Annotated in this window: 19 protein-coding genes; 16 read left to right on the top strand and 3 right to left on the bottom strand. The window is 70.8% G+C overall.

Annotated features, from left to right (window positions below):
* Positions 1 to 1,548, top strand: coding sequence for an FAD-dependent oxidoreductase (locus FOF48_RS07170; RefSeq protein ID WP_221938222.1), 1,548 nt, complete (start codon positions 1 to 3; stop codon positions 1,546 to 1,548).
* A complete protein-coding gene (locus tag FOF48_RS07165; RefSeq protein WP_235685439.1) occupies positions 1,538 to 2,650 on the top strand; it encodes an alpha/beta fold hydrolase in 1,113 nt (370 codons plus the stop codon). The genes FOF48_RS07170 and FOF48_RS07165 overlap by 11 nt, the downstream gene beginning before the upstream one ends.
* 28 nt (positions 2,651 to 2,678) lie before the next feature.
* On the opposite strand, the gene FOF48_RS07160 is transcribed toward FOF48_RS07165, so the two are convergent.
* On the bottom strand, positions 2,679 to 4,322 hold the full coding sequence (locus FOF48_RS07160) for a carbohydrate-binding protein (RefSeq protein WP_143899420.1): 1,644 nt from the start codon (positions 4,320 to 4,322) through the stop codon (positions 2,679 to 2,681).
* A gap of 262 nt (positions 4,323 to 4,584) precedes the next feature.
* Between FOF48_RS07160 and FOF48_RS07155 the strand changes: the two genes are divergently transcribed.
* From FOF48_RS07155 to mtnK, 11 genes are read left to right on the top strand one after another with little or no spacing between them, the layout of a single operon-like run.
* Positions 4,585 to 6,114, top strand: coding sequence for a hypothetical protein (locus FOF48_RS07155; RefSeq protein WP_143899419.1), 1,530 nt, complete (start codon positions 4,585 to 4,587; stop codon positions 6,112 to 6,114).
* Positions 6,111 to 7,607, top strand: a complete 1,497-nt coding sequence (hldE, locus tag FOF48_RS07150) for a bifunctional D-glycero-beta-D-manno-heptose-7-phosphate kinase/D-glycero-beta-D-manno-heptose 1-phosphate adenylyltransferase HldE (protein ID WP_201755911.1) — start codon at positions 6,111 to 6,113, stop codon at positions 7,605 to 7,607. The genes FOF48_RS07155 and hldE overlap by 4 nt, the downstream gene beginning before the upstream one ends.
* A gap of 3 nt (positions 7,608 to 7,610) precedes the next feature.
* A complete protein-coding gene (locus tag FOF48_RS07145; protein ID WP_143899418.1) occupies positions 7,611 to 8,825 on the top strand; it encodes an FAD-dependent oxidoreductase in 1,215 nt (404 codons plus the stop codon).
* A complete protein-coding gene (locus tag FOF48_RS07140; RefSeq protein WP_143899417.1) occupies positions 8,816 to 9,400 on the top strand; it encodes an HAD-IIIA family hydrolase in 585 nt (194 codons plus the stop codon). The genes FOF48_RS07145 and FOF48_RS07140 overlap by 10 nt, the downstream gene beginning before the upstream one ends.
* The gene (locus FOF48_RS07135; RefSeq protein ID WP_186001817.1) at positions 9,385 to 10,050 is read left to right on the top strand and encodes an SIS domain-containing protein; all 666 of its coding nucleotides are present in this window, start codon (positions 9,385 to 9,387) and stop codon (positions 10,048 to 10,050) included. Before FOF48_RS07140 ends, FOF48_RS07135 begins: the two co-directional genes overlap by 16 nt.
* On the top strand, positions 10,040 to 10,891 hold the full coding sequence (locus FOF48_RS07130; RefSeq protein ID WP_143899416.1) for an inositol monophosphatase family protein: 852 nt from the start codon (positions 10,040 to 10,042) through the stop codon (positions 10,889 to 10,891). The genes FOF48_RS07135 and FOF48_RS07130 overlap by 11 nt, the downstream gene beginning before the upstream one ends.
* Positions 10,888 to 11,475 carry an AAA family ATPase gene (locus FOF48_RS07125; protein WP_143899415.1) on the top strand — a complete coding sequence of 196 codons (588 nt, stop codon included), beginning with the start codon at positions 10,888 to 10,890 and terminating at the stop codon, positions 11,473 to 11,475. The genes FOF48_RS07130 and FOF48_RS07125 overlap by 4 nt, the downstream gene beginning before the upstream one ends.
* 9 nt (positions 11,476 to 11,484) lie before the next feature.
* Positions 11,485 to 12,813: an aspartate aminotransferase family protein gene (locus FOF48_RS07120; RefSeq protein WP_143899414.1), complete on the top strand. Its 1,329-nt coding sequence runs from the start codon at positions 11,485 to 11,487 to the stop codon at positions 12,811 to 12,813.
* Between the two features lie 17 nt (positions 12,814 to 12,830).
* Positions 12,831 to 13,895, top strand: coding sequence for a glycosyltransferase family 9 protein (locus FOF48_RS07115; RefSeq protein WP_143899413.1), 1,065 nt, complete (start codon positions 12,831 to 12,833; stop codon positions 13,893 to 13,895).
* Positions 13,896 to 13,924: 29 nt separating this feature from the next.
* The gene (locus FOF48_RS07110) at positions 13,925 to 15,610 is read left to right on the top strand and encodes an FAD-dependent oxidoreductase (protein ID WP_186001816.1); all 1,686 of its coding nucleotides are present in this window, start codon (positions 13,925 to 13,927) and stop codon (positions 15,608 to 15,610) included.
* Positions 15,601 to 16,893 (top strand): S-methyl-5-thioribose kinase, encoded by a 1,293-nt coding sequence (mtnK, locus tag FOF48_RS07105; RefSeq protein WP_143899411.1) that lies wholly within the window; start codon positions 15,601 to 15,603, stop codon positions 16,891 to 16,893. Before FOF48_RS07110 ends, mtnK begins: the two co-directional genes overlap by 10 nt.
* Positions 16,894 to 16,940: 47 nt before the next feature.
* Here mtnK and FOF48_RS07100 read toward each other — a convergent pair whose 3' ends face one another.
* Entirely contained in the window at positions 16,941 to 17,627 is a 687-nt protein-coding gene (locus tag FOF48_RS07100; RefSeq protein WP_143899410.1) for a hypothetical protein, read from the bottom strand.
* Positions 17,628 to 17,709: 82 nt separating this feature from the next.
* Complete coding sequence (locus FOF48_RS07095) at positions 17,710 to 19,146, bottom strand: hypothetical protein (protein WP_143899409.1); 1,437 nt, start codon at positions 19,144 to 19,146, stop codon at positions 17,710 to 17,712.
* Between the two features lie 328 nt (positions 19,147 to 19,474).
* Here FOF48_RS07095 and FOF48_RS07090 point away from each other — a divergent pair, with 328 nt between their 5' ends.
* The 3 genes from FOF48_RS07090 (at position 19,475) to FOF48_RS07080 (ending at position 22,318) form a co-directional block, all read left to right on the top strand.
* The gene (locus tag FOF48_RS07090; protein ID WP_143899408.1) at positions 19,475 to 20,275 is read left to right on the top strand and encodes a hypothetical protein; all 801 of its coding nucleotides are present in this window, start codon (positions 19,475 to 19,477) and stop codon (positions 20,273 to 20,275) included.
* 61 nt (positions 20,276 to 20,336) lie between these two features.
* On the top strand, positions 20,337 to 21,203 hold the full coding sequence (locus FOF48_RS07085; RefSeq protein WP_143899407.1) for a metallophosphoesterase: 867 nt from the start codon (positions 20,337 to 20,339) through the stop codon (positions 21,201 to 21,203).
* Positions 21,204 to 21,409: 206 nt separating this feature from the next.
* Positions 21,410 to 22,318 carry an NADP-dependent oxidoreductase gene (locus FOF48_RS07080; protein ID WP_143899406.1) on the top strand — a complete coding sequence of 303 codons (909 nt, stop codon included), beginning with the start codon at positions 21,410 to 21,412 and terminating at the stop codon, positions 22,316 to 22,318.
* Positions 22,319 to 22,323 lie beyond the last annotated feature (5 nt).

Genomic DNA, 22,323 nt, shown 5'->3' with positions numbered 1-22,323 from the left:
GTGGCGATCGCGAAGCGGTACGACGTGGTGGTGGTGGGGTCCGGCTTCGGGGGCTCCATCGCCGCGCTCCGGCTGTCGCAGGCGGGCCGCACCGTGGCGGTGCTGGAGCGGGGCCGCCGGTACGCTCCAGGCCAGTTCCCCCGCGACGTCACCCGCGCGGACGAGCTGCTCTGGCACCACCCGTCGCGGCCGGAGGCGCGGGGGCTCTACGATGTGCGCTTCCTGTCCGGCATCGGCACGGTGACGGCGAGCGGCGTGGGCGGCGGGTCCCTCATCTACGCCAACGTGCACGTGCGGCCGGACCCCATCGTCTTCGACCACCCGCGCTGGCCCCGGGGCTTCAGCCGCGAGGCGCTGGACCCGTACTACGACAAGGTGGCGCGCGAGCTGGACGTGAAGCCCTTCCCCGCGTCCCTCCCGCTGCGCAAGCGAGACCTGTTCCAGCAGGCCGCCGGACGCATGGGCCGCCAGACGTTCGACCCACCGGAGGCGGTGTCCTGGACGGAGCCCTCCGCGCCCGGCCGCAAGGCGTGTCAGCTCTGCGCGGAGTGCGAGTTCGGCTGCCAGCACGGCGCCAAGAACACCCTGGACCTCACCTACCTGGCGCGCGCGGAGAAGCTGGGCGCCACGGTGTGGCCGGGCCTGTCGGTGTCCCACGTGCAGCGCGTCGCGGACGGCTACCGGGTGCACTACCGGGACCTCGCCACCGGGGAGAAGGCGTCCGTGGAGGGGCGGCGCGTGGTGCTGTCCGCCGGGGCGCTGGGCACGGTGGAGATCCTGCTGCGCAGCCGCGACCGGGCCCGCACGCTGCCCCTGGTGAGCGCCCGCCTGGGGCACGGGTACTCCGGCAACGGTGACTTCCTGGGCTCGCTGCACGGCAGCCGCGACGAAATCCTGCCGTGGGTGGGACCGGACGTGGCCACCGTGATGCGCTTCTTCGACGCCGCGCCCCGCTTCACGCTGGTGACGGCCACCTTCAACAAGCCCGCCACGGCGGTGCTCGCGGGGCTGGGGCAGGCCCAGCTGGGCCCGCTGGGCGGCGTGGCCGGGCCGCTGTGGACGAAGCTGTGGCCGCTGATGCATGGCGCCTTCAGCAAGGGGCTCTTCAGCAAGCCCCTGGGCCACGGGGTGGACCCCGCGCGCACGAGCAACCTGTTCGCCATTGGCCAGGACAACGCCAACGGGCGCATGGGGCTCAAGGGCGAGCACCTGGACATCGAGTGGGACTACGCCCGCGAGAACGCGGAGCTGGTGGCGCGGATGACGGGCGCGATGCGGGAGCTGGCGTCCCAGTACGGGGGCACCTTCGCGCCGCTCGCCACCTGGGAGCTGTTCCGCCGGCCCTTCACGGTGCACTCGCTGGGGGGCGCGCACCTGGCGGAGTCACCGGCCCAGGGCGTGGTGTCCAAGGAGGGCGAAGTGTTCAACTACCCGGGACTGTACGTGGCGGATGGCTCCGTCATCCCCACGTCCATCGGTTTCCATCCGGTGATGACCCTCAGCGCGGTGGCCGAGCGCATCGTGGAGGCGGTGGCCCATGGCTTTTGACTACCGGAGCGGCGCGGCGGTGTCGCGGACGCTCTCCCAGGACCTCACGCGCGGCGGCCTGCCGGTGGCGGAGCGGTACGACTTCCTCGCGGGCGACGGCGTCCCCCTGCGGCTCACCCGCTTCGTGGGGGGAACCAAGGGGCCGGTGCTGCTGGTGCACGGCGCGGGCGTGTGGAGCGGCATGTTCATGCTCCCCACGCTCCGGGAGAACTTCGTCCAGCACCTGGTGCGCCACGGCTACGACACGTGGCTGTTGGACTGGCGGGCCAGCGTGCAGCTGCCCCTGCGCCAGTTCACGCTGGACGACGCGGCGGACCACGACATGCCCGCGGCGGTGCGGCACGTGCGCGAAATCACCGGCGCGGAGTCGGTGCAGGCGGTGGTGCACTGCGCGGGGTCGGTGGCGTTCTTCATGGCGCTGGCCGCGGGGCACCTGCCGGACGTGCGCGGGGTGGTGGCGTCGCAGGTGGCGCTGCACCACGACACGCCGGCCTCCACGCGCCTCAAGGCGATGCTGCGGGTGCCGGAGCTGCTGGACGCGGGGCTGGACTCGCTCACCCCGGATGATGCGTCCCGCACGCCGCTGTTCCAGGCGGCCTTCACCAGGGTCGCGGGCCTGCTCCGCATGGAGTGCGACAGCCCGGTGTGCCACCGGCTGTCCTTCATGTACGGCCGGCTCTACCGGCACGCGCGGCTCAACGCGCAGACGCACGCGCGGCTGGAGGAGCAGTTCGGCCGCTGCAACCTGCTGACGTTCCGCCACCTGGGGCAGATGGCCCGGAGCGGGCACGCGGTGCGGTTCGACTTCGGCCGGGCGGCCAACCTGCTGCGCTACGGGCAGGCCCGCCCGCCGGACTACCTGGATCCGGAGCCCTTCAAGCGGCCCATCACGTTCGTCTCCAGCGAGCAGAACCGCACCTATCTGCCGTCGTCCACGGAGCGGACCTTCACGTGGCTGCGCGAGGCGAACGGCGCGCGCTACTACCAGCGCCGCATGCTCGCGGGCTACGGCCACCTGGACACCTTCATGGGCAGCACCGCCGCCGAGGACACCTACCCGGTGCTGCGCGAGGCGCTGGAGTTCCAGCCCCGCGCGGGGTGAGCCTTCCTCCGGGCGTGGCGCCTCGCGACTAGCGCACGACGTCCAGGAGGCCCACGCCGCGCTCCGCCCATTCGGTTCCCGGCGCGGTGCGCAGGTCATCCACGGGAAGCGACAGCGGCTCCCAGACGGTGGCGTTCTGCGGGGGCGGCTTGTTCGTGTTCTGGGTGCGCGCCCGGTAGAGCTGCCCGTCGTGCATCACCAGGGCCCCCGCCGCGTACGTCACCTCGGGCGAGCCGGGCGCCAGGGTGGCGCGGTCCGTCCACATCTCCAACCGCCTCGCGCTCGCCCCCGCGGGCAGCCCCGTGTCGACGAAGTTCAACACGGGCACGGGGCCATTCACGTTGCCGGTGGCCGTCACCGAGCCCACCGTCCCGGTGCCTCCCGTCAGGCCTGAGATGAGCTTGCGCCCGCCCTCCCATCGGTTGTCCTTGAACGTCACGGGCGAAGTGATGGCGCCCGACTTGCCAAAGACGACGCCCGGGTCCGTGGCGTCCGGGTAGACGCTGGCATAGCCAAAGTCGAGCCCTCGGAACGCGTTGCGCTCCCAGAGGAATGTCGCTCCGGCCCCGGAGCTGCCGCCCAGATAGACGCCCAGCGAGAGCGTGTCCGCGAAGGAGTTGTCCGTGAACTCGACGTTCAGCGGCAGGTCTCCGGTCTCCGCCTGCGCGAAGAAGTTGAGCAGGGTGCTCGCGCCGCCCACGAAGACGTTGTGGTGGAAGCGGATGTGGCCGCCTCGCACCTGCGCCTGGGAGTTGTTGTCCTGGTAGCGGTCGAAGGCCGCGCGCCAGTCGATGGCGCCGAAGGCGAAGACGTTGTGGTGCACCTCGGTGCCGTCGCCCAGGTTCTGGATCTGCAAGGACTCCGTCCCCGTGCGCACGAGGCGGTTGTTGTAGACCTTCAGGTTGGAGCCGAGCGGCGTGGGCGCGCCCTGCGTCGAACCGAAGTAGATGGCCTCGCTGGCCGTGTCATGGATGTAGAGGTCGTGAAGCTGGATGTCATCCAGGGGCGGCACCTTCCCGTCGCTCCCCGCGGAGCGGTTGATGCGCAGTCCCGCGAAGCCCGACCGGGTGATCTCCAGGTACTCCAGCTCGAAGGCGTGCGCGCCGCCGATGCCCAGCCCCATGTGGCTGCCGTTCAGGAAGAGGTCATCGCTCAGAATCCCGTAGCGCCCCCGGGACGTCGCGTACGCGCCGCAGCGATGGCCCGGGAAGTTCGCGTCGCCCGTTCCGGAGTCCGGGTCATACCGTCCGGTGAGGATCCAATGGGAGCCGCCGTTGATGGCCCAGATGTAGCCCTGGGTGCTCCCGGGTTCAGGCCGGATGACCACCTGCCCACCCGTGTTGGTGATGACCAGCGGCCTGCTGGCGGACCGCTCCGGCAGGTTGCCCAGGTTGAGGACCGTGTAGCGACCCGCGCGGATGTAGAGCCGGTCCAGCTTGCTCCAGTCCACCTCCGGGAAGCGCGCCTGCACATCTGGGATGTAGAGCTCGCCCGTCGCGCCAGGCGGCGGCAGCGTGAAGGTCGTACCCGGTGCGCCGAAGCGGCCGAAGGCCTCGCACTCCGAGGTGCCACCATCCGCCTGGGATTGGGGGCCACCCCCTTCGGGAGGATCCTCCGAGCAACCGGATGCGAGGCAAACGACGACGCAGAGAAGGCCAAGACTCCGGACCATGGTGGAGACTCCCGGTGGCGTGAGCCCGGCAGCCTACTCCGGCCCTGTTCCCCGCGGCGGCCATCGCGTCGGCCCAGGGGGTGCGTTCCTGGATGACGCGCGCGCGTCGCGCGGTGACGCCAGTCTTTGGCTTGCGCGTCCGTCCTGAAGCCAAGTGGGCGGAATCAGACGCTTTCGGTGGCTGCCAGGGAATGGCACTCGGGTTGCTCATGGGGGGATGACCGGCTCGGCGCTGGTGGGGGGCCACACCTGGATGGGTGCCATGCAATCGCAGACGACGCTGAAGCTCCCGGGGGCGCTCGGGCGCACGTCTTCCGTCCGTCGGCGGGTGGCTTGGGCCGACGCTTCGGAGGAGACGGGGGCGCGGGCGGCGCTCCGGCCCGCGCGGCATGTCGCCATCTCCGCGAGCCATGAGCTGTTCCCGTCGCGAGAAGCGGCGCTGGAGTGCGTCGTCGAGAAGCGCCTCGTGGCCCACCAGCGGATGCGCGACCAGCAGGCGGGCCTCACGCTCCGCGCCCCCGTGCGGCTGGCGGCGACGCGGATGGAGCGGACCCGGGAGGGCGGCATCGATGATCTGAAGTTCCTCTACCCGGTGCTCGACACCGTTCCCGTCATCGCGTTGCCCATCCTCCACTTCGCGACCTGTGGGGTTCAGGTCAGCGTCTACGGATCCGCCGAGGTCGGGCGGGTGGTGGAGGTGATGCGGGACTACCTGCTCGAAGCGCGCGTCATCGACGCCCCCGAGAAGCTGCTCTTCGTTCCGGAGGATCCGGAGCACATCTCCTTCTTCCACTCCGTGCGGAGCGCCGTGGAGCCGCTGGAGGCGAGGGATGGCGACGCGCTCGTGTGGTGCGCGGGGGACATCGTCCTCGCCTACGACGTCTTCCCCTGGCTGATGGATCCGGACCTGGACGCGCACCAGCTCATCCTCAACGTGGGCGCGAAGCAGCGGGTGTTTCCGGAGGGGACGCCGGAGCTGTTCCTGGGCAACTATTACGAGTCGCTCGTCACTCGCGACGGCCCCGGTGGCTCGCGGGTGTTCGACGTCAAGGACCCGAACCTGCTTGTCTTCACGCGCGAGGGATTGCGCGGCCTGTCACGCCTGGACGACCTGCGGAGCGCGAAGGACTCCAGCGTCTACATGGGCGTGTTCCTGCGGACGGCGTGGAGGGCGCTGGCCAGCTCCAGGGCGCTCGCGTGCCTGGGCACCTTGCGCTATGGCCTCAAGCGTCAGCGGGGAACGTTGCGGCCTGGGGAAGGCCTGAGACAGGACCACGCCAGCGAGTTCGCTTCGGCCTTCTTCGATGTCCGCGCGCGGCTGAAGGCGGACACGGTCGACCCGTTCGTCCTCAAGGACTGCGACAACTTCGAGGACCTGTTCGGCTTCTACCGGGGCTTGCTCCAAGGCATCGTCGACGAGGGGGCCACGCGCGAGGAGGGCTATCGCCGGCTCGCGGAGTTCTACCCGCACGCGAAGCACCTGCTGGCCCTCTCGTACCGCCTGCTCCCGCTCTGGGACGAACTGCCGCTGTGGCGTCACTGGCCGGAGCTGATCCGCGACCGCATCTCCACCTGCAATCGGCGCATGACGGAGGCGCTCCAGGCCAGCGACCTGTACGACGGGACGCCGCCCCTCCCCGAGTACTTCGCCGCGGACGGCTCCTTCCAGCACGCCCCTGCTCCAGGGGACGACCTGCCTGGCACTCGCGCCTTCCTGCGTGATGTCTACCTGCCGCGCTTCCATCAGGGCCGCGCGGCCCATGCCAGGGTGCTCGCGGGAGTCCGGCCATGAGCCTGCCCTTGGAAATGGACTCCCCGGCAGGGGACACGCTCGAGGCGCGGCTCGCCGCCTTGGCGTCCGCCCGGGTGCTGGTGGTCGGGGACGTGATGCTGGACCGCTACTGGCATGGCACCGCGTCACGGCTCTCCCCGGAGGCGCCGGTGCCCGTGGTGCGAGTGGAGCGGGACGAATGCCGTCCGGGGGGCGCCGCCAACGTGGCGGTGAACATCGCGGCGCTGGGCGCCCAGGCCACGGTGCTGGGCATCACCGGAGATGACGCCGACGCGGGGGCGCTGGACGAGAGGCTCACGGAGGCCCGGGTGTGTTCGCGCGTGATGCGGACCCCGGGCGTGCGCACCGTCAGCAAGCTGCGCGTCCTGGGCACGCGCCAGCCGATGATCCGCCTGGACTTCGAGGACGGTCTGCCGGGGAGCCACGACGCGCGCTTGCTCGAAGGCTTCGGGCCGCTGCTCGCGGACGCCGGCGCCGTCGTGCTGTCCGACTACGGCAAGGGGACCCTGCGCGATCCTCGGCGCTTCATCCAGGCGGCGCGCGCGGCGGGATGTCCCGTCCTGGTGGCTCCGAAGGGCCGCGACTTCACGCGCTACGCGGGGGCCACGGTGCTCGTCCCCAATCGGAGCGAGTTCGAGGCCGTGGTGGGGCCCTGCGCGGACGACGCCTGCCTCGTCGCACGTGGGCTGGAGTTGCTGCGGACGCTGTCCCTGGAGGCGCTGCTCGTCACGCGGGGCGAGGAGGGCATGACGCTGCTGCGGGACGGCCACCCCGCGCTGCACCTGCGCGCCACCGCGACCGCCGTCCTGGACGTCACCGGCGCGGGCGACACCGTCATCGCGGTCCTGGCGGCGGCGCTCTCCGCGCGAGTGCCCCTGCCGGAGGCGGTCTCCCTCTCCAACGTGGCGGCGGGCCTGGTCGTGGGCCGGAGCGGCACGTGCGCCGCCACGCTTCCGGAACTGCGGCGGGCGGTGGCCGGACCGCGCGAGCCGAAGCGGGGCGTCGTCACGGAGGACCACCTTCTGGAGCTCGTGCGCGACGCACGCGCGCGGGGGGAGACGGTGGCCCTGACGCTGGGCTGCTTCGACATCCTGCACGCGGGCCATGTCTCCTACCTGGAGCAGATGGCGGGCCTCGCGGACCGGCTGATCATCGCGGTCAACGACGACGCCTCCGTGCGCCGGTTGAAGGGCCCGTCACGGCCGCTCAACCCGCTGGGGCAGCGCATGCGCGTGCTCGCCGGGCTCGCGGCCGTGGACTGGGTGGTGTCCTTCAGCGAGGACACGCCGGAGCGGCTGGTGTGCAGGGTCGTCCCCGACGTCCTGGTGAAGGGCGGCGACTACCGCCCCGAGCAGATCCCCGGTGGGCGCTGTGTCCGCGAAGCGGGGGGACGGGTGCTCGTCCTCGACTACGTCGACGGCTGTTCGACGACGGGGCTGGTGGCCCGCATCCAGGAGCGCAACGGCGCACCGAAGCTCGCGGGGCCGGGGTGAGCCATGGGAGCGAACGCCCTCATCGAGGACATCCGCGCGGACGTGGTCATCCTGGGCGGCGGCATCACGGGGCTCTGGCTGCTGGCGCACCTGCGTGCGCGAGGCTACGCCGCCGTCCTGTGCGAGGCCCGAGCGCTGGGGGCCGGCCAGACGCTCTGCTCGCAGGGCATCATCCACGGGGGCCTGAAGTACGCGCTCGGCGGGGCGCTGTCGGAGGCGAGCCGCGCGCTGACGCACATGCCCGCGCGCTGGCGCGATTGCCTTGAGGGCGCGCGGACGCCGGACCTGCGCGGCGCCCGGCTCTTGTCCGCGCACCAGTACCTGGTCTCGGGCTGGAGGCTGGCGGGCTTCCTCGCCAGCCGGATGCTCCAGGGCCGGGTGAACCGCGTCGACTCCGGACAGGTTCCGGAGCCCTTCGCCGCGGCGCTGGGGCCCTCCGCCCGGGGCGGCGTCTATCAGCTCGACGAGCCCGTGGTGGACGTGAGGTCGGTCCTCGCGGTGCTGGGCCACGCGCACGCGGACGCCCTGCTGGCGGTGGACGCGGATGGGACGCGGCTGCTCCAGGACGCGGGGGACGTCACCGGGCTGGAGGTCCGTGACCGAGAGGGGCGACGGCTGCGGATCCGCGGCGGGCATGTGGTGCTCTGCGCGGGCGCTGGCAACGAGGGACTGGGGCGGATGATTCCTTCGGGCGCCGCTCCGATGCAGCGGCGGCCCCTGTGCATGGTGATGCTGCGCGGCGCGCTGCCGGAGCTGTACGCGCACTGGCTGGGGACGAGCGCCGCTCCTCGCGTCACCGTCACCAGCCACCGCGACGCGCGGGGGACGCCGGTCTGGTACGTGGGCGGCGAACTGGCGGAGTCCGGCGTGGCCCGCGAGCCGGAGGCGCAGGTGCGCCGCGCCCGCGAGGAGCTGTCGCGGCTGGTGCCCGGCGTGGACCTGGCGTCCTGCGCGGGCGCGGTGCTGTCCGTGGACCGGGCGGAGGGACGGCACGCGTCGGGGCAGCGCCCGGATGGCCCGGTGCTCGCGCGGGCGGGGGCCGTGACCCAGGTCTGGCCCACCAAGCTGGCCTTCGCGCCGCTCGTCGCGGAGCAGGTGGAGGCGCGGCTGTCGCTTGGCGGGATGCGGCCCGGCCGCTGCCCCATGCCCTCCACGCAGGGCTGGCCGCGTCCGGCGCTCGCGCCGCTTCCCTGGGACGAGGCGCGGGCATGGTGCTGAAGCCCGCCACCGGACGGCCGTTCGTCCTGCTGGACCGGGACGGCACGCTCATCGACGAGCGGAACTACCTGCGCGACGTGGAGGCGGTCCGGCTGCTGCCCAACGCCGTCCGCGGCCTGCGCCGGTTCCGGGAGCTGGGGCTGGGCCTGGTCGTCGTCACCAATCAGTCCGGCGTCGCGCGGGGCTACTTCGACATGAAGCGGGTCGACGAGGTCCATGCCCGGGTGGGCGAACTGCTCGCGCGTGAGGGCCTGCACCTGGACGCCACCTATGTCTGCCCCCACCTGCCCGACGCCGGCTGCGCGTGCCGCAAGCCCATGCCGGGGCTGGGGCTCCAGGCGGCGGCGGACCTGGGCATCGACCTCTCCCGCAGCTTCGTGGTGGGGGACAAGCCCGGGGACATCGCCTGGGGCCACCGCCTGGGGGCGATGCCCTTCCTGGTCCGGACGGGCCATGGCGCCAGCGTGGAGCTCGCGCGGCTGCCCCAGCCCAGTCAGGCCGTTGACGACTTGTCGCACGCCGCGGAGCTCGTCCAGCGGCTCATCCACGGAGGTCGCAGATGGAACTGGAGCTGACGCGGGAAGAAGGGGCGGGCCGTATCGACGAGGGCACGCGGCTCGTGAGGCAGCACGTCCTGGGAAGCATCGACGTCAAGCAGCGGCTGCTGGTGAACTGCGAGCGGGAAATCCAGGACGCCGCGGGGCTGCTGTCCCAGGCGCTCCAGTCCGGAGGGAAGCTCCTGCTCTGCGGCAACGGGGGCAGCGCCGCCGACTGCCAGCACCTGGCGGCCGAGTTCGTCAGCGCGCTGAGCCATGACTTCGAGCGGCCGGGGCTCGCGGCCATCGCGCTGACGACGGACACGTCGCTCATCACCGCGCACGCCAACGACTTCGGCTTCGGCCACATCTTCGAGCGGCAGGTGCAGGCGCTGGGACGACCTGGGGACGTGCTCATCGGCATCAGCACCAGCGGCGAGTCCGAGAACGTGGTCCGGGCCTTCCGCTGCGCCCGGCTCCAGGGCTTGCGGACGGTGGCGCTCACGGGCAGCGGCGGAGGCAGGCTCCTGGCCCTCGCGGACGTCTGTGTCCGCGTGCCCAGCACCAACGTGCAGCACGTCCAGGAGTGCCACATCACCATCGCGCACCTGCTGTGCATGCTGGTGGAGAGCGGGATGGTGGCCCAGCCGGTGGCCGCCGCGGGATGGAGCGTGGGCCATGGGAAGTGACGCCCGCGACAGCGGCGTCGAGACGCGCTCGCTCTGGCGCTTCCTCGCGGTGGAGCTCGCGCCCCTCTGGTCGCGCCTGCTGGAGGGGTCGCTCGGCGCTCCAGGCCCGAAGGCGGATGGAGGGCTGGTGTACGGCGTCATCGACGAGCTGCGCGAGCGCACGTCCGCGTTCCTCGCTCACCGCTACCCGGGCCTCCCTCTCAACGAGGAGGGGCTGTCCCGCTGGCCGCCGGAGGGGGACTGCTGCGCGGTGGACCTGGTGGATGGGACGAACAGCCTGCTGCTCGGCGCGCCGCTCTTCGGCCTCCAGTTCGCCACCGTGGTGGGCGGTCGCGTGGAGGAGTCCGTCATCTTCCTGCCCACCGAGGAGCGGCTCAGCGGTTCGGGCCTCCACGTGAGCCGGCGCGGCGCGGGGGCGTATGTGGTGCTGCGCGGAGAGACGGAGCTGCGGCTGCGTGTCTCCGGGGTGCGCGAGCTCGCGAAGGCCTCCATCGCGTTCGACGGGACGACGCCCACGGTGGGCGCGCTCTACCATCCCCCCCTGGTGGCGGCCGTCACGCGGATCCGCAACTTCGGCGCCTTCTGCTGGGCCGGGACACGGCTGGTGCGGGGCGCGCACCTCCCGGTGAGCGTGGATGCCATTGTCGCCATCGGCAACAAGCCCTGGGACCACCTGCCGTCCATCGGACTGGTGGAGGAGGCGGGAGGGCAGGTGACGTGCTTCGACGGGTCGCCCCACTCGCTGAAGCACTGCACCGAACTGCTCTTCTCCAACGGGCCCCTTCACGCGGACCTGCTGGGCCACCTGCGCGGCGCGGGGATGTCCCGGAGGGGGACATGAGCGCGGGGCCGGAGGGAGCGCAGGTCACCGTCCTCTGCGGCTGGCCGCTCTCCGGCAAGAGCGAGACGGCCGCGCGGGTGGGCCGGGAGCTGGGCGCCCACGTCGTCGATGTCGACGTGCTGGCCCGCGCGGGCCTCGGGTTGCCGGAGGAGGACTGGTGGACCACCGACGCGGGCCGGCGGCGCAACCTCAACCGGATGGCCATGGCCTATGAGCTGCTTCATCAGGCGGTGCGCATCCACCTGGAGGTCGCTGAGCCGAAGCGCTCGCTCGTCGTCGTCTCCACCTACTCTCGGCCCTCGAGCTGGCGCTTCCTCCAGGCGGTGATGGCGCCGCACCCGGAGGTCCGGTTCAAGGTGCTGTGGTTGCGGCCCGCGGACGACTCCCCGGAGGCGGTGCGGGAGCTGCTGGGCCGCCGCGCGGGCGCTGGCTACTGCGGAGGGTGCACGACGCCCGCCGAGTACTTCGACGTCAAGGCGCGCTTCGTCCCGCCGCCGTTGCCCCACCGGGTGGTCGACACCTGGTTCCGCCACACCCCCGAGGCCTGCGCGCAGCGGGCCCTCGACTACGTCCTCGCGCCCTAGGGAGCCACCATGCTGTTCCACCGCAGGTTCGAACATCGCTACCCGCGCATCATCCGGGGGCAGGGCGCCTACCTCCATGACGACGAGGGCCATGTCTGGCTCGACGCCGTGGGAGGCGCGGGAGTGGCCATCCTGGGACACGGCCTGGAGGAGCTGGCCCTCCAGGCCGCCGAGTCGATGCGCCACGTCAGCTACCTCCACGGCACCCAGTTCACGACGATGGATCTGGAGGCCTATGGCGAGCGGCTGGTCGCGCTGGCCCCGGACAACATCTCCCACGTCCTGCTGATGGGCAGCGGCTCGGACGCGGTGGAGACGGCCATCAAGCTGGCGTACCAGTATTACGTCGGCAAGGCGGGCACGCGGCGCAGGCGCAAGGTGATCGCCACCCAGCCCGGCTACCACGGGGCCACCGGCCTCGCGCTGGCGGTGACGGGCAAGCCGAGAGACCGCCTGCTGTTCCAGGGGCTGTTGCACGAGCAGTGTTTCGTCCCCGCGCCGGACGGCTACCGGAGGCCGGAGGAGTCGGGCGAGGCCTGCGCCGAGGCGCTGGAGCGAAAGCTCCTCGAAGAGGGGCCCGAGAACTGTCTGGCCTTCATCGTCGAGCCGGTGATTGGCGCGTCCATGGGCATCGGGGTTCCGCCGCCCGGCTACCTCCAGCGGGTGCGGGAGATCTGCGACCGCCATGACATCGCGCTCATCTTCGACGAGGTGATGTGTGGTTTTGGCCGCTGCGGGGAGTGGTTCGCCTCCTCCCTCTCTGGCGTCAAGCCGGACATCATCATCCAGGGAAAGGGGATGGCGGCCGGGCTGGTTCCCCTGTCCGCGGTCTACGCCAGCCGCACCCTCGTGGAGGGCATCCACCGGGACGGCGGCAACTTCGCTCATGGCTTCACGTTCACGAACCACTCGGTCGCCGCGTCCATCGGCCTCCGGGTGCTGGAGCACGTGGAGCAGCACGGCCTGCTGGCCCGCGTCCGGCGTCAGGGAGAGGCGCTGCGCGAGCGGCTGCGGGAGCTGACCGCGCTCTCGTGGGTGGACGATGTGCGGGGGCTGGGGCTGTTCTGCGGCTTCGAGCTGGTCGCGGACAAGGCCACGCGCCGAGCCTTCCCACGGTCGGCGAAGCTGGCGGAGCGGGTGCTGCAACGGGCCATGGCCCGAGGCGGCAACTTCTACTTCTCCATCGGCTACCTGCCGGACGGCAGCGGTGACTCCATCCTCGCGATGCCACCGTACAACGTCACGGACGCGGAGCTGGACCACCTCGTGGACATCCTGCGCGGCACGCTGATGGACCTGGACCCAGAGGTCCAGGCCCTCGCGTGCGACCGCGCCTAGCGCCGGCGAAGGCACCCATGGACATCCGGACCGACTGTCTTCACTTCAATGGCTACAAGCCTTGTGGGCCCCACAAGGAGCGGGGCGTCCACTGTGGGGGCTGCACGAGCTACCAGCCCGCGACCGGCAACGTGCTCATCATCAAGCTCCAGGCCGCGGGCGAGGTGGTGCGCAACACCCCACTCCTGCGGGCCATCCAGCGCCAGCACCCCGGCGCGCGGATCTTCTGGCTCACGAACCACCCGGAGCTGATTCCCCGGCGCGAGGTCTTCAAGGTCCTCCGCTTCGACCTGGCCGGCACGCTGACGGTGATGGACTTGAAGTTCGACCTCCTGCTGTCCCTGGACAAGGACGTGGAGGCCTGCGCGCTGGCGAACCGGGTCGACGCTCGGGTCAAGAAGGGCTTCACGCAGAAGGATGGCGTCATCCTCCCGTTCGACGAAGACAGCCAGCGCAAGTGGCGCACGGGGGTGTTCGACGACCTGATGAAGGCCAACCGGAAGCACTATGTCGAAGAGCTCTTCGAGATCTGCGGCTACACCTTCCAGGAAGAGGAATACCTCCTGCCGGAGTTCGAGGTCCCCTCGGTGCCGCTGGCTCCCGGCAAGCAGGTGGTGATGCTCAACACGGGCGCTGGCAGCCAGTGGAAGCCGCGCCTCTACTCGCCGGCCCGTTGGACGGAGCTGGCCCTGCGTCTGAAGGACTCCGGCCGCGAGGTCGTGCTGGTGGGCGGGCCGGAGGAGCATGCGCGCAACGAGGAGATCTCCGCGGCGGCGGGCGTCCATTACTTCGGCGTCCAGCCCTTCGCCGGGTTCATCGGCCTGCTGAGCCTCGCGGACGTGGTGGTCACGTCGGTGACGTTCGCGTTCCACGCGGCCGTGGGGCTGCGCAAGCGCATCGTCCTGTTGAACAACACCTTCAACAAACATGAGTTCTACATGTACGGGCGCGGCACGGTGCTGGAGCCGGAGGTGCCATGTCTGATGTGTTACAAGCAGGACTTCGACGCGCGCTGCGCCCAGCGTGACTGTATGGATTTGATCTCCCCGGAGCGCATCCTCCGCGCGGTGGGTGAGGTCTGAGCCTGGACGCCACCGGCCCGCACGAGGAGGTGGAGGTCGCCATCGTCGGTGCGGGCGTGGGCGGGTGCTACCTGGGCTATCGCCTCACGCATGACGGCTCACCTCGGCTCCGGGGCCGGGTGGGGCTCTACGAAGCCTCCGGCCGCGTGGGTGGGCGGCTCTGGTCCGTGGAGCTTCCGGGACTGCCGGGGGGCCACGCCGAACTGGGTGGGATGCGCTTCCATGATCAGCTCCACCTCGTGTCCGACCTCATCCAGCACCTGGGACTGGGCGCGCAGGTGGAGGACTTCCACTTCGGGCAGCCGGAGAACTTCACCTACGTGCGTGGCGGCCGCTTCCGGCAGCGCGAGCTGACGGCGGAAGCGCTCGCGAAGCACCCCGGCGTGCTGCCCTACCGCCTGCGTCCATCGGAGCAGGGACGGGGGATCGCGGAGCTGGAGGCGTGGGGGGTGGAGGCCGCGGTGCCGGGGTTCGGGTCCCTTCGCTCGCGCTACCACGCCGCCTTCGATGCGGGGCGGTGGGACGAGGCTGGAGCGCTCGCGGAGGAGTATGCGCGAAGCAAGGACGGGGCCCTGCTGGACGGCGCACGGCTGCACGAGCAGTCATGGTGGAGCCTGTTGACCCTGGTGCTGGGCCAGGAAGCCATCCAACTCCTCCAGGACACCGGCGGCTACGATGGGCTGGCGGCGAATGGCAACGCCTCCGACTGGCTGGACGTCCTCTTCCATGCGCCGGTGTCTGGGCGCTACCGGTGCCTCACCGGGGGCTTCGACACGCTGCCTCGCGCGCTTCACGAGCGCTTCCTCTCGGCGGGAGGGACCACCCGGCCGCGACATCTCCTCCGACGCATCGATCGGAGCACCGCGCCGGAGGGGGGCAGGGCCTACGTGCTCCACTTCGAGTGTCCTGACCGCGATGGGCAGTCACCGCGCTGGCGCCGGGTGCGGGCCCGGGCGGTGATGCTGGCCCTCCCACAACACGCCCTGGCTCGCCTGGACCCTGAAACCTTCCTGCTCCAGGACCCCGGGGTGCGCCACGGCCTGGAGAGCGTGCGTGGGGTGTCGGCCGTGAAGCTGTTCCTCGCGTATCCCTTTCCCTGGTGGGAGCGGATGGGCGTCACGAAGGGGCGCAGCACGACCGACCTACCGCTTCGTCAGCTCTGGTACTGGCGTGGAACGACGCCGGAGTCGTCCGGCCCCGGGCTGCTGCTCGCGGCCTACGCCAGCGGAACGGACGCGGAGTACTGGAGCAGCCTGCGCTCGGGCGAGCCCTTCCCCGATGCACCCGGTGGCTCCGGCCCGATCCAACTCCCCAACGTAGCGCCCGCCAGCCGGCGCATGGTGGCGCGAGCCCACGCGATGTTGCTGGAGCTCCACGGCGTCGAGGATGCGCCGCTGCCCATCGCCGCCCGCTGTCAGGACTGGTCCACGTCACCGCATGGCGCGGCATGGCACGTGTGGCGGGAGCACGCCGTCTCGCGCGAGGTCATCCCCGCCATGCGGCGACCCCTCGCGGACGAGGAGGTCTTCATTGTCAGCGATTGCTGGTCGCACGACCCGGGCTCGGTCCACGGCTCGCTGGGTGCGGCGGAGTGCACCCTGCAAGACCACCTGGGGCTGGCGTGGCCGTCCTGGTTGCGCCGCGAGGGAACCCGCCTGGGGCCTCGCGACCTGAAAGCCAGACACCTTCCAGAAGGAGGAACACCATGGCGTTGAGCGTTCCCGCAGGATACGAGCCCCTCCACGCGCGGAGCCTTCCGGGCTACCTCGCGGGCCTTCCTCCGCTCGCGGCGAGGCTGGGAGGGCGTCCGGAGGACTGGCGGGTCCACGAGGCGAGCGATGGAAACGTGAACCAGGTGTTCCGGGTCCACGGCCCGTCTGGCGACGTGTGCGTCAAGCAATCGCTGCCCTACGTTCGACTGGTAGGCGAGTCCTGGCCGCTCGCGCTGGAGCGCATCGACTTCGAACACCTTGCCCTGCTCGAGCATGGACGGCACACGGGGCGGCGCGTCCCGGAGGTGCTGCACCATGACCCGCGCTTGTTCCTCATCGTCGTGGAGTGCCTGACGCCGCACATCATCCTGCGTGAGGGGATGACGCGCGGCATTCGCTACCCTCGCTTCGCCGGGCAGGTGGCGGACTACCTGGCGCGGTCGCTGTTCTTCACCTCCAGCCTCGCGCTGTCAGCGGAGGAGAAGAAGGGGCAGGTGGCGGCGTTCTGCGCGAACACCGCCATGTGCCGCATCATGGAGGACATGGTGTTCACCGAGCCGTATCAGGTGCACCCGCGCAACAGCTGGACCTCGCCCGCGCTGGACGGACTGGCCTCGGAGCTGCGCGCGGACGTGCCGCTGAAGCTCGCGGCGTTCCGACTGAAGCGCCACTACCTGGACACCGCCGAAGCCCTCATCCACGGCGACCTCCACACCGGCTCCATCATGGTGACCCAGGAGGACACGCGGATCATCGACCAGGAGTTCGCCTTCTGTGGGCCCATGGCCTTCGACGTGGGCTCGCTCCTCGCCCACCTGCTGCTCGGCTTCTTCAGCCAGGAGGGGCACTCCACCGCCCGCGAGCCCCGAGAGGACTACGCGGAGTGGGTGCTGGAGACGGTGGAGGCGCTGTGGTCCTCCTTCCATGACACCTTTCTCCAGCTGTGGGACGCGCACGGACTCGGCGCCGGTGACCCGGCCGTGCTGCTCACCACGGAGGCGGAGCGCTCGGCGCTCTTGCAGGAGCGGCGGGCCTTCCTCCAACGGCTGTTGGAACAGAGCATGGCGTACGCCGGTGCGGAGCTGTTGCGCCGCGTCTTCGGACTGGCGCACACCCTGGACCTGGAGCGCATCGCGGACCTGGAGCGCCGCGCCGCTTGTGAAGCACGCTGTGTCCAGTTGGGCCGGAGCCTGCTCGTCGAAACCGGTCGCTTCCGCACCCTCTTCGATGTGACGGCGGCGGCCCGGGCGCTGGTGGCGCGTCCTCGGCGCGAACAGGTGGCGTGAGGCGCGGCGCATCCCGGAGGCTCACGGCCTCCGGGGCACGGGGCACCTCACTTCACCAGCGCGAGCGCTCCCGGAGTGGGGCTCGCCAGCTCGTGGAACTTCTCCCCGAGCGGCCGGACGACGTGCTTCTCGATCTGGTAGTAGCTGGACAGCTTCTCCAGCGGGACGCGCCGCATGGACCAGCGGCCGTTCAAGTCACAGCCGATGGGGTTCTTCTGGAAGCCGCCGCTCAGCCAGCCGTCGCTCTCGCCCTGGCTCGTGCGCTCGATGCGGAAGTACTTCCACACCTTGTCCGCGGTCACCGCGACGGACTCCGACGGGTCCTCCGGCCGGGGCTCGGCCACGCCAAACCAACACTCCGGTCCCTCGGCGTCGTTCACATACGCGTCATTGAAGCCGAGCCAGATCCAGATGAAGGCGATGAACCGGACGTCCCGGGCGGTGCAGGCATCCACCGGGGTCCCCGCGGGGACGTGCAGCGGGTCCACGTAGAAGCGGCCCAGCCACGACGGCAGCCAGAGATAGAAAGGGTAGGAGCTGTCATCCGACAGCAGATATCCGCTCGCGTTCGAGAACAGCTTGTTCCCCGCCACGGGCTTCAGGCTGACGCCATATTCGCGGATGGCGAAGCGCACCCCGATGATCTCAAAGAAGGACCGGATGTCCTTGTGGTGCTCGGAGAAGTTCGCATAGCTGCCGGAGAGGTCGCTCAAGACTTGTTTTCGGAAGGACATGGCTCAAGTCGTTGCACCCCGTGTACCAGCCAGGGGATCGCGGTCTCTCTCCGGCGAGCCCCGGCCGCCGTCAGGAGTTGCGTCACCCGCTGACGCGCATGCGTTCCGGAGGCAAGCACCCCGCCACGAGCCACTGGTACAAGCGCTGGTTGTGTTCGAAGGAAGGGTGGTAGGCGTTGCGCAGGAAGTCACGCGTCAGGGGAAGGTTGTCGGAGGGCAGGGGGCGCGATTGAAAGACACCCATCGCGTCGAAGTACTCCGGCACGGGCCGCGCCGCGTCAGGGATTCCCAGGCCCCTGAACTCCTGGGCCAGCCGCTGGTTGAGCGTGGCGAGCTTGTCCTGGATGAGCTCCGGCCACCTGCGCCACAGGGGCAGCTCGGATTGGAGCGGGCGCAGGGCCTGGGAGAGGCGATAGAGGATTCCCGCATGAGGGTGGTAGTGCGATAGCTCGCGGTAGCCAGCCTCCTTCGTGGCGGCGGAGTCGACGATGGGCTGGAGGACCGCCCGGTAATAGCCAAACAAGTCCTCCACGCTGTCGCCGTCCCGGACGAAGAAGGGGTCTGTGTTCTCCGCCTTCAGGAGGGTGGACACCCCGAAGAAGGTCCGGGCCAGCTCTCCGGCATGGTGCTGGGTGAGCGCGTCCCCGGCTTGGATGCGGTCCCGGGTCCGCTTCAATCCATAGCGCAGGAACGCCACGGTCGCCGCGGGGCTCGTATGCCAGACGGTCCTCGCCGCGGCACGCAGCAGCACCTTCATATAGGTGTCGCCCGGGCGAGGGTGCCGCAGCTCGTCCACCTTCGTCAGGCCTCGCAGCCCCGCGGAGGTGAAGAGCAGGACGTTCGGCTCCTTGATGTCGAGCACCACACCCGGCTCACCTTCCAGGCGCAGGCGGTCGAAGTAGTTGCGGGCGAAGAGCTCCGGCGTGCCGTCCGGGAAGACGCGCTGACGGGCGTTGAGGTTGAAGATGAGCTCGTAGCCGGGCAGGTGCCGGTCCATCAGCCAGGGATGGGTGTCATACGCCAGCACCAGGTCTCCGGCGGACCAGGCGATGGGCTCATCCTTCGCGGCGGACAGGCACTCCGTGGAGCGCTGGATGGAGCGGGAGAGGGAGATGTCGCGCCGGTCCTCCTCGACGGCCAGGACCTTCGCTCGGTCCCCGATGAGCCCTTGCGCGAGCAGGACGTCGCGCACCACCTCCACCACCCGGCAGACCTCTGGAGGGCCGTGGACGCTGACCTGCGCTCCCGTCAGCGCGTAGCTCAACAGCGGAAAGACGATGAGCGGGAGGTTGTCGAGCACGGGGTAGAGGAACTTCGTGTCGTCCAGGCCCCCGTCGATGGAGCGGAGCAGGGGCGTGGTGTCCACCACCTTCCACCGCCGGTAGCGCGCGGCCTGGCGCTGCTGCCGCTCGCGGACGAGGCGATCCTCGACGCGCCGGGCTACCGCCGCCCGCAGGGCGGCCTCCGCTGAATCGTAGACTTCGTGGCTGGCTCCAATGGCCACATGACGCACCTGCATTCGTGCCACCTCCAGGTGCGTCAATCCATTCACGAACCGTGCGCGGGGGATGGGGGCAGGGCACGTGGGGTTGTGACTCCGCGTGAAGCGTCGTCACGTCACGCAACCGCGTCCTCTGGGAACGCGGAAGAGGTCGTCTTGATGTGGCGAGTTCGTGCTCGTACTTCAGGTGTGTCTGCTTTTTGGGATTGGTACGCAGCTTGCTGATGGCCGTGGCCCGAGTCCTCCGGCGTCCGCCGCGGACTTGCCCTCGCCGTGCGCGGCGAGGGCGGATGCGATGTCTGTCTTTCCATCAGTGCCACTCAGTCCCAATGAAGGGGAGTCCGTCATGAGGAAGAGCCTCGTTGTTTCGCTGGTGTCGTGTGTGAGCCTCGCGGTGTCGTCGGTGGGGTGTGGCGCTCCGGCGGAGTCCACGGAGGGCGGGCAGAAGGACACCGCCGCCCAGGCCAGCGCCGCGCTCGCGGGTGCGGTCACGGTCGTGCTCGGTGATACGGCGTGTCCGTCGGGCTACACGCTCGCGTCTCCCGAGGAGGCCCGCGCCAACTCCTCCGCCATCTGCGCCCAGATGGGCACGTGGGACATCGCGCGGCTGGCGAACGGTGGCGCCATCGATGGCCCTGGCTACGGCTGCGGTGTGCGCACCTTCGACGCGCGCGGGCTGGGCAACAGCATCTGCAAGCAGGTCGGCACGGCCAGCGAGTCCCTGGGCGATGGCGTCTGCCCGTCGGGCCTCACCCTGGTGAGCCCGCTGGTCGCGCGCACCAACCCGTCCGGCTTCTGCGCGACCCTGGGGACGTGGGATGTCGCGCGGCTCGCGGGTGGGGGCAGCATGGACGGCCCGGGCTATGGCTGCGGCATCCGTGACGTCGACACGCGGGGTCTGGGCAACAGCCTGTGCGCGCAGATGTCCTTCGTCGAGGTGCTGGGCGACAAGCCGTGCGCACCCGGCACGGCGCTGCTCTCTCCGCAGGAGGCGCGCGCCCGGTCGGCGGAGGTGTGCGCGAAGCTCGCACCCTGGGATGTCGCGCGGCTCGCGGGTGGGGGCAGCATGGACGGCTCGGGCTATGGCTGTGGCATCCGTGACTGGGATACCCGCACCCTGGGCAACGCCCTCTGCCAGTCGCTGTAGTCGAAGGCTGACGCCTCCTGCTCCCGGACAGCGGCTCCGGAAGCGGGGGGCCCCTTGCTCCATGCGCTTCGTCCACTGCTCCGACGTCCACCTCACCGCGGACTACCGCGGGGAGTCGCTGCTCCGACTGGGGTGGCGCCGCTGGCTGGCCCTCCCGGAGCTGTTCGCGGGGGGGCGGGCCCGTGCGTACCTTCGCGCTCCGCGGGTGCTCGCCGCCATCGCGCGCGAGGCGCGGGAGCATGCCGCGGATCACTTCATCCTCTCCGGAGACCTCACCGCGTGCGCGCTGGACAGCGAGTTCCAGGCGGCGCGTGAGGCCCTGGGCTCGCTGGTGGAGGACCGGAGCCGCTGCACCGTCATCCCGGGCAACCATGACGTGTACACGCCGGGGAGCCTCCGGACCGGACGCTTCGCGCGGTACTTCGGGCACCTGCTGGAGAGCGACCTGCCCGAGCACTGCCGGGAGGGGCCCTTCCCCTTCGTCCGCCGCGTGGGGGACGGGGCCGCGGTGGTGGGGCTCTGCTCCGCTCGCGTGCCGCCAGTGCCCGGCATCTCCCAGGGGTTCATCGGGCGCGCGCAGCTCGACGGGCTCGCGGCGGTGGTGGCGGATCCGCGGCTCGCCGGCAGGGCGCTGCTCGTCGCCGTGCATCACGCGCCGCTGACGCCGACGGGGGATGTGGCCCAGGGGCCGTGGGGGCTCCGCGATGGACAGGCGCTCTGCGCGCTGCTGCCTGGAGCCCGTCACGCGGTGTTGCATGGCCACATCCACCGGCGCTTCCATCACGCGGCCACCGCGGTGCGGCCCCACTTGTTCGGCGCTGGCTCCTCCACGTTCGCAGGACAGGAGGGCTACTGGATCATCGATGTCGCGGGAGGGCAGGTGACAGGGGGCCGGGTGGCGGTCCCTCGGATGCCGGCTGGCACATGACGCGGGCCCGACGGAAGGGGACAGGCCTGCGAGTGGTGGGCTGGTGCGCGCGCGCTCCTTCGCACCGGGGATGAGAGACCTCCGCCGCGTCTGGGGAGGCAAGGAGGCAGGACGACCGCTCGCCGACGATGGCACCCCATCTGGAGGTGCTTACCGTTGGCCCGTCGCGGGATGTCTCTTCCTTTGTCCACCGAGCGGAGGTCCGGATGAAAGCGGTCGTTCTCAAAGGCTATGGGGATGTGGATGTGCTCGCCGTGCAGGACATGCCAGAGCCCAAGGTGGGGCCGGGCGAGGTGAAGGTCCGCGTCACGGCCGCGAGCATCAACCCGGTGGACTTGAAGATCCGCCGGGGGGACATGAAGGAGCGGATGCAGTTGAAGTTCCCCGCCATCCTGGGCCGGGATGTGTCCGGCGAGGTCATCGAGGTCGGCACGGGCGTGGAGGACTTCGAGCCAGGAGATCGCGTGATGGGGCTGGTGAACGCCGGCTACGCGGAGACCGTGGTCGCGCCGACGGAGGCCTGGGCGAAGGTGCCGGAGTCGCTGGACCTGAAGGATGCCGCCGCGCTGCCGCTGGCGACGCTGACGGGCGTGCAGCTCATCGAGGAGCAGGTGCAACCGTCGAAGGGCGACACGGTGCTCATCACCGGGGCGCTGGGCGCCGTGGGGCGCGCGGCGGTCTTCGCGGCGCATGCCCGGGGCGCGAAGATCTGGGTCGGCGTGCGGCGCAAGCAGGTGGAGGAGGCGCGCAAGACGCTGAAGGTGGACGGCGTCGTCGCGCTGGATGATCCCAAGGACGTCGCGAAGCTGCCGACGCTGGACGGTGTGGCGGACACGGTCGGCGGCGACGCCATGACCGCCGTGCTGGAGCGGGTGAAGCACGGGGGCACGGTGGGCAGCGTGGTGGGGCCGACCAAGGGCGCGAAGGAGAAGGGCCTGGTCGTGCGCGCGTTCATGTCCCATCCCGACGGCCGGAGGCTCGCGCAGATTGGCCAGAGCGTGGCGAAGGGCGACCTGGTCATCCCGGTCGGCAAGACCTTCCCGCTGGAGAAGGCGAAGGAGGCCCAGAAGCTCGTGGAGTCAGGCGGCGTGGGCAAGGTGCTGCTCGTCAACTGACGGTG

The organism is Corallococcus sp. Z5C101001, from assembly GCF_007352635.1.
GTDB classification, from domain to species: Bacteria; Myxococcota; Myxococcia; order Myxococcales; family Myxococcaceae; genus Corallococcus; species Corallococcus silvisoli.
This window is presented reverse-complemented; position numbering and strand designations above follow the sequence as displayed.